Genomic DNA, 10,245 nt, shown 5'->3' on the forward strand with positions numbered 1-10,245 from the left:
AAGGTACATTATGAATACCCTTAACTTAATGACATTGAGCGAAAGCTGGAACCTCCCGTCCCTTAACTTAATGCCATTGGGAATACTCCTCCCGGAATTAGTGTGGCCGCCTCCCCTTTACCACTTCAATTATTCTCACGTAACTATAAAAACAGAATTTTAGGGAATAATAAGTCCAACCTGGCAACAATTCCGTATATATAGTATATATTTAGGAATTACAGCGAGGTGAATGCACTTGCGTTATATTGAAAAAGCTCTCACATCTCAATGTTCATCATAAAATAGGTGACCCGGGTTCTGTGTTTTAAGTTAATTTTATGATCATTCTTCTTTTTTTTATTGCCCACTGGTTTCTGTCCCTGTTCTTTCAGACATTTTTTCAGCATCGCTATGCATCGCACAGGATGTTTACCATGAGCAAATTCTGGGAAAGAATATTCTACCTGCTGGCATACATTTTTGAGGGCGCATCGTTCCTGAACCCACGGGCTTACGCAATAATGCACAGGGAGCATCATGCTTACAGTGATACCGAGAAGGATCCACATTCACCACACTTTTTTACTGATGTCTTCCAGATGATGAAAGCAACTATCATCACGTTCAGAGATCACTTGCAACGCAGCAGAGACCCTGACATTCAAACTGCAGGTTATTATCCGGAATGGCCTCTTATTGACAGGATTGGCTCTTCTATTGCATCAAGGCTGATGTTTGGTGCTCTATATACCTGGTTTTATATTGAATTTGTTCCGGCTGGTTCCGAATGGCTGTACCTGCTGCTTCCCGTTCACTACCTGATGGGCCCATTGCATGGCGCTATTGTTAACTGGTGCGGTCATAAGTATGGCTATTCAAATTTCGACAATAACGACAAGTCGAAAAACACTACTCCTTTTGATTTCCTGATGCTTGGTGAACTTTTCCAGAATAACCACCATCGCTTTCCTAATAGCGCTAATTTCGGGGCCAAATGGTTTGAGATCGACCCGGTTTATCCGGTTATGAAGCTCCTGCATTTGCTGAAGATCATTAAGCTCCGGAAAGTGTATTAATTAACCCTCTGGAAGGGTGTTTCCATAGTTTAGTTTATGTTTCGAATATTTGAGTGCGTTTTCCCATTCTGAATTTCCTTTGAAGTATTTAAAACAGTACCAGGGTTTATTATGACTGACAATCAATATTTTATATAAAATTCGTAATATTTACGTCGAATTCCTCGTATAGAACTATATGAAAACACTCAAGACTTTCGGTTCTTTACCCTACACTATTAATATATTTCTGTTTTGTACGGTGCTCCTGACTTCTTTCACTTCCTGTGTAAAAAAAAATGTCCAGCCTCCCGAACAGCAATCCGCTGTTAACGTGATAAATGCGACTATCGGTTCACAGGCGATTACCTATTCTATCAACGGTGTTAAAGTACTAGGTGTACTTAATTATACCAATGAAAGCAAGTATTTCATAACATTCCCTGGCTCGCGCAATTTTGAATTTGCAATAGACGGGCAAATTGGCACCATCGGATCGGCTATTTTTGAATTAAAACAGAATACATATCACTCAATTTTTATTTCAGGAGAGCCGGGGGCTATCAATACATTACTTACGACCGACGATCTGGCAAGTCCACCAGCGGGGAAGGCTAAAATTAGGTTTATCCATTTAAGTTCCGATGCTGGCCAACTTATTCTCGGAACTAAATCCGGAGCAAATCTTTTTCCGGAACAATCTTACAATAAAGCGTCCCCATTTATTCCGCTGGATCAGGGAGTGTATGACCTGCAGCTGAAATCATCAACAGGAACCCTACTAGTTCAAGCTAATGTTACAGTGGCGGCGGGCAAGATATACAACGTGTGGGCTAAAGGCTTAAAATCCGGAGTAAGTAATTCTCCACTGGGTATCCATTTTAGCGCGGTCAATTAATTTCCGCAAATAGCTGAGCAGATAGTTACTTTGTCTAGATTATCCCAGGAACACTCCAGTTCCCAGGCTCACCCTGTTTATATACGCACAACTATCGATTTTTTCTTGCCCCTAACTAGTTAAGTGAAAGGGAAAATGGCCACAAATGTTATTGCTGCCAGGCGAAAAAGCGTACCTAATTCACCAGTCCGGCCAAACCCTCCTCGAGAATTCTCATTTTCGATAAAGCATCCTCTTTTTTCCGCCGCTCAATATCTACGATGTCTGCTTTTGCATTCTGCACAAAGCGTTCGTTTGATAATTTAGCTTCTACAGATTTCAAAAATCCTTTCAGATAATCGATCTCCTTTTCCAAACGCTCCTTCTCCGCGCCTACATCTATGTTATCAGCAAGTGGGACAAAGAATTCATCATTGCCAGCGATAAATGATGCAGCACCCGCTACCTTTTCGCTTACAAAACCGCCCTTCTCAATATTTGCCAGCTTTGAAACGATGTTGAGGTATTTCTTGTAGTCTACCGGCGAGTTTACTTTAATATCCAATGAAAGAGCTTCCTTAGGTGATATTTGCTTCGTATTCCTGATGTTCCTTATCTCAGAAATTACCTGCTTAATGATATTCACATCCTGCAAAAGTGACGAATCTATCTTGCCTGACTGAGGATAGGGAGCTACGATGCAGCAGTCCAGCTCCCCGCGCTCACCAAAAAGTTCATCATGCCAAAGCTCTTCAGTCAGGAATGGCATTAAGGGGTGAAGCAGCTTTAATATACTTTCAAAATAAGCAATGGTTACACGGTAAGTTTCAGCGTCAATAGGCTGCTGATAGACAGGCTTGATCATCTCAAGGTACCAGGCACAGAAATCATCCCAGACCAATTTATAGATTCCCATAAGGGCCTCGGATAAACGATATTGCTTATAATTGTCTTCAATTTCATTTAAGGCCTGGCTGAATGCTGAATCAAACCATGCTATTGCTTGGTGATTTGTATTCGGCAGACTATGATCTACCTCAAAACCTTTAACCAGACGAAATGCATTCCATATTTTATTCGCGAAGTTTCTGCCCTGCTCGCAATAAGACTCATCGAACATCAGGTCATTTCCTGCCGGAGAGCAGAATAGCATCCCTACACGAACACCGTCTGCTCCGTATTTATCAATCAGGTCAATAGGATCGGGCGAATTACCCAGCGATTTCGACATCTTCCTGCCCTGCTTATCTCTTACAATTCCAGTCAGATAAACATTTTTAAAGGGCGCCTCCCCTCGGAATTCATGTCCGGCCATTATCATTCTGGCTACCCAGAAAAAGAGTATTTCCGGAGCGGTTACCAGGTCATTCGTAGGATAATAATACTTGATATCCGCATTGTCAGGATCTTTAAACCCATCGAACACCGATATCGGCCAAAGCCAGGATGAAAACCAGGTATCCATCACATCATCATCCTGACGAAGGTTGCCTGTTGGAGATCCGGGATACTGGATCTCAAATTCAGCCCGAGCTTCATCTTCAGTCTTAGCAACCACCCATTCCCCTTTTTCATTATACCAGGCTGGAATGCGTTGTCCCCACCAAAGCTGGCGGCTTATACACCAATCCTTTACATTCTCCATCCAATGCCTGTAGGTATTGGTAAACTTTTCAGGGATTAGTTTGATTTCACCGTCCAAAACATACTTCAGTGCAGGGCCGGACATTTCCGACATCTTACAAAACCATTGCAGCGATAGCTTAGGCTCAATTGCCGCATCAGTACGTTCAGAAAAACCTACCTGCGATTTATAATCTTCAACCCGTTCAAGGCTACCCTGCTCTTCAAGCATTACAGCGATCTTTTTCCGGGCAGCGAAGCGGTCTTCACCAACAAGTATCACGGCTTTCTCATTAAGAGAACCGTCATCATTCAATATATCTATAATCGGGAGATTATGTTTTACTCCAAGTTCATAGTCGTTAAGATCGTGAGCTGGTGTTACCTTAAGACAGCCGGTTCCAAACTCCATATCTACGTACTCATCCTCAATAACAGGAATTTCCCTTTCAACTAATGGGATAATGATCTTCTTTCCCTTGAGATGCTTGTATCTGTCATCATTCGGGTTGATACATATGGCAGAATCCGCCATGATAGTCTCAGGCCGGGTTGTTGCAACAACAATATAATCTGAAGCACCATCTCCCATCCCCGAATCTTGATTCTTCATACCTGATACTTTATACTTTATATAAAATAACTTCTGATTTACTTCCTTACGCATAACTTCTTCATCAGACACGGCAGTTTTGCCCTTCGGATCCCAGTTAACCATCCGGATGCCGCGGTAAATCCATCCCTTCTTATAAAGATGAATAAAGCTGTCAATAACCGCCTCAGACAGGTCGTCTTCCATGGTGAACCTGGTACGGTCCCAATCGCAGGAAGCGCCCAGCTTTTCCAACTGCTTTAGAATGATCCCGCCGTACTTATCCTTCCATTCGTAAGCATGAGTCATGAATTCTTCACGGCTTACGTCTTTCTTTTCTATTCCCTTTTCTTTGAGCAATGCTACTACCTTCGCTTCTGTAGCAATTGATGCGTGGTCGGTACCAGGAACCCAGCAAGCATTTTTACCCTGCATCCTTGCCCTCCTGATAAGAACGTCCTGGATTGTATTGTTAAGCATGTGCCCCATGTGCAAAACCCCGGTAACATTTGGTGGTGGTATGACTATAGTGTACGGCTCACGATCGTCCGGTACTGAACGAAAAAACTTCTTGTCCAGCCAGTATTTGTACCATTTATCTTCTGTTTCCTTTGGGTTATAGGTTTTAGGAATACTCATCTCTTGAAAGGGAATTAGAGGGCGAAATTACTCATTTAAGCTCTGATTTTCGAACATTGTACGTTTTACGTTGTACGTTATACGTTTGGATCGTTAAGTGATACGTTGTACATTATACGTAGTACGTCTGGATCATTAAGTTATACGTTGTACGTTAAATTTCTGGATTAATAAGTTATTCGTTTACGATACCTTAGGTTATGCGTTTTCCACGTACAACGTACAACGTATAACGTAATACTCATTCCACGTACAACTCAAAAAATTCCGTCTGACACAATAATCTCTTGGATTCAGAGTTATTGTACCAGTTCAGGTTTGCGTTTGAAACCATAATGATACATTTCTACTGAAAGATGAAAATCACCCCCAATTTCAAACTATCCTCATTCTTCCTTGATTATTTAAAGCTTGGGCGTATCATTTATTGGTTTAACAAATAAATTGTCCCTTCTTATTGACACGCACTCACCAGGCCCGTATCGTACAATTGGCGCACCGGTTAACATGGATGGGTATAAGGCATTCGATGTAAAGCCCAGGCGATAAGCTATACAAAAAGCCAGAGGACCGCATCCGGATCTGGTAATTTTCGGAATAATTTGTAAAAGCCCTGCGTTTTTGTAATTTCAAACGCAGGGCTTTTTACGTTACTACCTATGAACATTATTGATGTTATTTTAATCATTGTTATAAGTCTTGCGGTCTACAGTGGATGGTCAAAAGGGTTCATTCAGTCGTTGACCGAACTGGCAACCTGGCTGGGCAGCTTCCTCCTGGCATTTTTTTTATCCGAATACATCCTGAGGTTTCTGCAGCTATTTCATATCGAGGGAATCTGGGTAAGACCGGTTTTATTTATCGCTCTCCTGTTAGGCTTCAGCCATTTAATTTCTACACTCTGCGATCGGTGGACTGCTAACATCAGTGCAGAAACCCACTTCCACATAGCCAATAAGATATCCGGTATTCTTCCAGGGTTTATTTCAGGAGTTGTTTATGCTTCTCTGATATCCTTTTTTGTCTCCTCCTACCCAATGGGAAATCTTTCGCAAAGAACGAAAGACAGCATACTTGCAAGTACACTGAGTAAACAAAATGAATGGCCAGGTAAGCTGCTGGCGGAAATGGCTGCTGATATCGGGTACCGATCCCCGGACAATTTCACTGTTCATACCAAAGGCACTGAAATTTTAACTCTGCCTTTCAAAACGAGTACATTCAGGCCAAGACCTGACCTCGAGTTGAGGATGCTCCAGCTTATTAATGACGAACGTAGGAAGGCCGGACTTGGAGTAATAACATTTGACAATAAACTTGCTGTGGTTGCTACCAAGCACTCTTCAGATATGCTAAAAAGGGGCTACTTCTCACATTACACACCTGAAGGTAAAAGTCCTTTTGATAGAATGAGAAAAGACAGGGTTAGGTTTATAGTTGCAGGAGAAAACCTGGCACTGGCACAAACTCTGCAGTCAGCTCACGAAGGCCTGATGGAATCGCCGGTTCACAAGGCTAATATCCTTCATGTTTCATTTGGGCGGGCAGGAATAGGCATCCTGGATGCAGGTGTACATGGTATCATGGTAACTCAAAATTTCAGGAATTAAATCAAGCAGGAGCGTGGTATCTTTATAACAATTGATGGTGGTGTAACGTTAAAGTAATTCAAAACATGCCTGTGTTGAAATACTTTTTATCAGTTATACTCTGGTTTTCTGCGAGTGGATTGATGGCGCAAACCATGGATCCCAATTTTAAGCTTATGCTTGACAGCATTAATGATAAAAAAGCACCCCAGATATCCGTTGAAGAGTTTATTAACATGAACAAAAATGAAGTTTTTGTACTTGACACCCGGGAGACTGAAGAATTTAATGTCAGCCATCTAAAAAATGCCAGGCATGTTGGTTATTTTTGGTTTGACATGCGAAAAGTGTATGATATTCCAACCACAGCTAACATTGTGGTTTATTGCTCGGTAGGCAGCCGCAGTGAAAAGATTGCTCAAAAGCTCATCCATGCCGGCTACAAAAACGTTTACAGCCTTTTTGGTGGTATATTCGAGTGGGTTAACTCCGGACAGCCTGTCTACAAGCTAAACGGTGTTCAAACTTCTGAAATCCATACCTACAGAAAAGACTGGGCACGCTGGGTAGAAAAGGGAACTAAGGTTAATTAAGCGTAGGTGGATCAACCAAACTATGGACCAACCCCTAAGCTTCGCCATTACGTCAGATGGTTCTAAAACACTATTTAATCCCCAAATCGGCGAGCATTATCATTCCCGCCATGGGGCTCTCCAGGAAAGCAAACATGTCTTTCTTGAATCCGGGCTCAAATATTTTTTGAAAGACGGACTAACAAAAGCCAGTATTCTGGAAGTCGGATTTGGAACAGGTTTGAACTTCCTCGTCTCAGCAGAGTATTGCGGTTTGAACCAGATCAATCTGGATTACACCGGCATTGAAGCTTATCCACTAAGCTCCGATCTTATTTTCAATACTGAATATGGCCAGTATCTAAAGCCAGAGTTGTGGGAAGCTTTTACTCAGAATTATGAATTGGCGTTAACTGAGAAAATACAGCTTGATGCTCATTCTAAATTACAGATTGCTGCTACGACACTATTAGAATTTAAATCAGCCGCATTATTTGACGTTGTATATTTCGACGCCTTTGCTGCCATCCATCAGCCAGAGATGTGGAACGAAGAGGCATTGTCCCATATAAGCTCATTTCTCCGCCTCGGGGGTGTCTTTGTGACCTATGCAATTACCGGCAATTTAAAGCGAACCATGAAAGGATTGGGCTTTTCAATCGAAAAAGCGCCGGGCGCTCCCGGTAAAAGGGAAATGCTCAGAGCTGTCAAGTTATAGCCTACATTCCGGAGTCACTAGTGTCCGGTAAAAACTTAAAACTCGACAAAACATGTTCTTATGCTTTCCTCTGGAGGTTATTTACTAATTTTTTATAAAGCAAGCCCCCTTATTAAATTCAACCAAACCTGACCCCGAAGGTGGTCACATGTTTATAGTAAGGTTGTGTATCCGGTTTCCCGACCCCGAAGGTGGTCGTATGTATATGAAATTGTCACATGCGACCACCTTCGGGATCGATTTGACGGAAAATTCTATTGCTATAAATATACGACCACCTTCGGGGTCGAAAAGTGAAATCTTTAACGGACACTACTGATTCAGGGGTAACAAACAAAATCTTATTTTTGCGGACAAACTATAATAGATGCCCGCAAATCCGATCCCCCCTTCCGGTACTAATCCAGCCGATTCCTTTGAACGCTTGCTGACAATCATGGACACCCTTCGTGAGCAATGCCCGTGGGATAAGAAGCAAACCATGGAGACGCTCAGGCATCTGACTATCGAAGAAACTTACGAATTGTCTGATTCAATTCTCGAGGGAAATATGGCCGAGATAAAAAAGGAATTGGGCGACCTTATGCTGCATTTAGTTTTCTACACCCGAATCGCTACGGAAAATAACCACTTTAATATTGTCGATGTTCTAAACAGCATCTGTGATAAATTGATCCATCGGCATCCGCATATATACAGTGATGTAGTAGTAGAAGACGAAAATGATGTTAAACGTAACTGGGAACAATTGAAGCTTAAAGAAGGTAACAAGACTGTACTTGGCGGTGTTCCTGCGTCTTTACCAGCATTGGTTAAATCATCCCGCATCCAGGAAAAGGCCCGCGGTGTTGGCTTCGACTGGGACAATAAAGAACAGGTCTGGGAAAAGGTGGAAGAAGAGCTAAGGGAATTTAAAGAAGAATTTAACACTTCCGAACATAAACCAGTAGATAAAGAGAAAGCTGAGGCGGAATTCGGAGATCTTCTGTTTTCGCTGATCAACTATGCCCGTTTTATTGATATAAATCCTGAAGATGCTCTGGAAAAAACTAATAAAAAGTTTATCAAACGCTTCCAATATCTCGAAGGCAAAGCCCAGGATCTGGGAAAGAACCTAAAGGACATGACCCTCGCTGAGATGGATATCTTTTGGAATGAAGCCAAAAAACTGTGAGTATTTTACGATAATTATTCACTGATGTTGCGTTTAATGGATCGTTCGCGTATTAACAGTATAAGCGACAATTATGAACCGTTTAATATTCTCAGCTATTGGAGTGATCTTAACTTTTGCCTGGATTGTTTACACCGCTCCGAGCAAACCAGAAAAGATTGATACTGAAGTCGGAAAGATTAAAAAAATCAGCAAATCCGGATCGACATCTTTGCATAAGATTACGCAACCCATCTATAAAAGCATTGAATCCCGCAATATCAACGCAGGTTCTAAGGTTTTAGTGATGGCAGCAAATGAAAGGAATGAGTGAATGCTTTGCAATCACCAACCCGTATAGATAGAAGAGTATATTTAATAAATGTTCAAAAAGACAGTCATTTCTGAAGAAGAGCTCATTCAGAAATGCAAGCAGGGGAATTTAAGGCACCAGGAAAAGCTTTATATGCATTTCTATAGCTACGCTATGGGCGTTGGCTTAAGGTACTTAAGTAACCGCGATGATGCCCTGGAGGTTGTCAATGATTCCTTTATAAAGGTTTTCAAGTCCATCGACAGTTTTAAGAATGAACAAAATTTTAAACCCTGGTTGAGAAAAATAGTGGTTAATACGGCACTTGACCGAAGGAGAAAAGATCTTAAGCACCAGAATCAAATGGATCTTGAAACAGCTGAGAATGTGTCTTTCGCACCGCAGGCTATAGCACATTTGAATTCACAGGATATACTAAAGCTGCTGGATGCTTTGCCGATGGTACAGCGAACGGTTTTTAATATGTATGAAATTGATGGTTATAGTCACGAAGAGATCGGCAGAATGCTGCTGATCTCTGCGAGCTCTTCAAGAGTAAATTTGAGCAGGGCTAAGGAGAAATTAAGAGAAGCTCTGAGATTCGAACAATCAGAATATGAGAAAAATGACAGATCGGAAACTTACAGATAAGATCAGTCAGGTGTTTGACAATTTCGAAGATCCGTCGGCCGAACATGGCTGGCAGGAGCTTCGAAAAAAATACCCTGAGTCTGATAAAAAACCGGTCCTACTTTGGTGGGGAGCGGCGGCGGCAGCGTTAGTCGTTCTGTGCGGCCTGTGGTTTATTGTCCCCGAAGCAAACCTGGGAGATCAAAAAATAGTGGATAAAAAATCGCAGGCAGAAATAACTAAGGGTCAAGTTTCTGCAGAAAATAATGGATCTGAGAAAGCGCAGGCAGATATTACTAACAATCCGGTTTCACCTTCTGAAAACTCAGAAAAGGCTGCCATTATTTCACGGCCCAAATCTTCTCAATTTTATACGGAAGCTAAGAGAATTACTAAACAGCCTCAGGAAAGAGAAAGCCATGGTGCTGTAGCACCGGCTCAATCTTCTGGCAAATCGGCCCCAATTGCTATTTCTGATTCAATCGCGCCACAGATTTTGACA

At 41.9% G+C, this 10,245-nt stretch carries 10 protein-coding genes and 1 pseudogene; 10 read left to right on the top strand and 1 reads right to left on the bottom strand.

All coding sequences use genetic code 11. The annotated features are described in order from the left end of the window. Positions 1-320: 320 nt before the first annotated feature. Both WKF69_RS16135 and WKF69_RS16140 read left to right on the top strand, forming a co-directional pair. On the top strand, positions 321-1,058 hold the full coding sequence (locus WKF69_RS16135) for an acyl-CoA desaturase (protein WP_340383172.1): 738 nt from the start codon (positions 321-323) through the stop codon (positions 1,056-1,058). A 178-nt stretch (positions 1,059-1,236) separates the two neighbouring features. Further along, positions 1,237-1,935 (top strand): DUF4397 domain-containing protein, encoded by a 699-nt coding sequence (locus WKF69_RS16140; RefSeq protein ID WP_340383174.1) that lies wholly within the window; start codon positions 1,237-1,239, stop codon positions 1,933-1,935. Positions 1,936-2,110: 175 nt separating this feature from the next. Here the strand turns inward: WKF69_RS16140 and WKF69_RS16145 are convergent, their stop codons facing one another. Next, positions 2,111-4,768 carry a valine--tRNA ligase gene (locus WKF69_RS16145; protein ID WP_340383176.1) on the bottom strand — a complete coding sequence of 886 codons (2,658 nt, stop codon included), beginning with the start codon at positions 4,766-4,768 and terminating at the stop codon, positions 2,111-2,113. 450 nt (positions 4,769-5,218) lie between these two features. On the opposite strand from WKF69_RS16145, the pseudogene WKF69_RS16150 reads away from it, so the two are divergent. From WKF69_RS16150 to WKF69_RS16185, 8 genes and pseudogenes are all read left to right on the top strand, one after another. Continuing rightward, positions 5,219-5,357, top strand: a pseudogene (locus tag WKF69_RS16150) (M13-type metalloendopeptidase); the annotation flags it as partial. A 70-nt stretch (positions 5,358-5,427) separates the two neighbouring features. After that, complete coding sequence (locus WKF69_RS16155) at positions 5,428-6,378, top strand: CvpA family protein (RefSeq protein WP_340383178.1); 951 nt, start codon at positions 5,428-5,430, stop codon at positions 6,376-6,378. A gap of 65 nt (positions 6,379-6,443) precedes the next feature. Then, entirely contained in the window at positions 6,444-6,950 is a 507-nt protein-coding gene (locus WKF69_RS16160) for a rhodanese-like domain-containing protein (RefSeq protein ID WP_340383180.1), read from the top strand. Between the two features lie 22 nt (positions 6,951-6,972). Continuing rightward, a complete protein-coding gene (gene mnmD, locus WKF69_RS16165) occupies positions 6,973-7,647 on the top strand; it encodes a tRNA (5-methylaminomethyl-2-thiouridine)(34)-methyltransferase MnmD (RefSeq protein WP_340383182.1) in 675 nt (224 codons plus the stop codon). Between the two features lie 367 nt (positions 7,648-8,014). Further along, positions 8,015-8,821, top strand: a complete 807-nt coding sequence (gene mazG / locus WKF69_RS16170; RefSeq protein ID WP_340383184.1) for a nucleoside triphosphate pyrophosphohydrolase — start codon at positions 8,015-8,017, stop codon at positions 8,819-8,821. Between the two features lie 73 nt (positions 8,822-8,894). Continuing rightward, complete coding sequence (locus WKF69_RS16175; protein ID WP_340383186.1) at positions 8,895-9,134, top strand: hypothetical protein; 240 nt, start codon at positions 8,895-8,897, stop codon at positions 9,132-9,134. Positions 9,135-9,182: 48 nt separating this feature from the next. After that, positions 9,183-9,764: an RNA polymerase sigma factor gene (locus WKF69_RS16180; RefSeq protein ID WP_340383188.1), complete on the top strand. Its 582-nt coding sequence runs from the start codon at positions 9,183-9,185 to the stop codon at positions 9,762-9,764. Then, positions 9,739-10,245, top strand: a 507-nt coding sequence (locus WKF69_RS16185; protein WP_340383190.1) for a hypothetical protein, incomplete at its 3' end; no start/stop codon positions are given. The genes WKF69_RS16180 and WKF69_RS16185, both read left to right, overlap by 26 nt.

The organism is Daejeonella sp. (genome assembly GCF_037719425.1).
Lineage (GTDB): Bacteria > Bacteroidota > Bacteroidia > Sphingobacteriales > Sphingobacteriaceae > Daejeonella.

Coding starts and splice junctions, on each gene's coding strand:
- WKF69_RS16135 (WP_340383172.1), top strand. CDS start 321: ATGATCATTCTTCTTTTTTTTATTGCCCACTGGTTTCTGTCCCTGTTC.
- WKF69_RS16140 (WP_340383174.1), top strand. CDS start 1,237: ATGAAAACACTCAAGACTTTCGGTTCTTTACCCTACACTATTAATATA.
- WKF69_RS16145 (WP_340383176.1), bottom strand. CDS start 4,768: ATGAGTATTCCTAAAACCTATAACCCAAAGGAAACAGAAGATAAATGG.
- WKF69_RS16155 (WP_340383178.1), top strand. CDS start 5,428: ATGAACATTATTGATGTTATTTTAATCATTGTTATAAGTCTTGCGGTC.
- WKF69_RS16160 (WP_340383180.1), top strand. CDS start 6,444: ATGCCTGTGTTGAAATACTTTTTATCAGTTATACTCTGGTTTTCTGCG.
- mnmD (WP_340383182.1), top strand. CDS start 6,973: ATGGACCAACCCCTAAGCTTCGCCATTACGTCAGATGGTTCTAAAACA.
- mazG (WP_340383184.1), top strand. CDS start 8,015: ATGCCCGCAAATCCGATCCCCCCTTCCGGTACTAATCCAGCCGATTCC.
- WKF69_RS16175 (WP_340383186.1), top strand. CDS start 8,895: ATGAACCGTTTAATATTCTCAGCTATTGGAGTGATCTTAACTTTTGCC.
- WKF69_RS16180 (WP_340383188.1), top strand. CDS start 9,183: ATGTTCAAAAAGACAGTCATTTCTGAAGAAGAGCTCATTCAGAAATGC.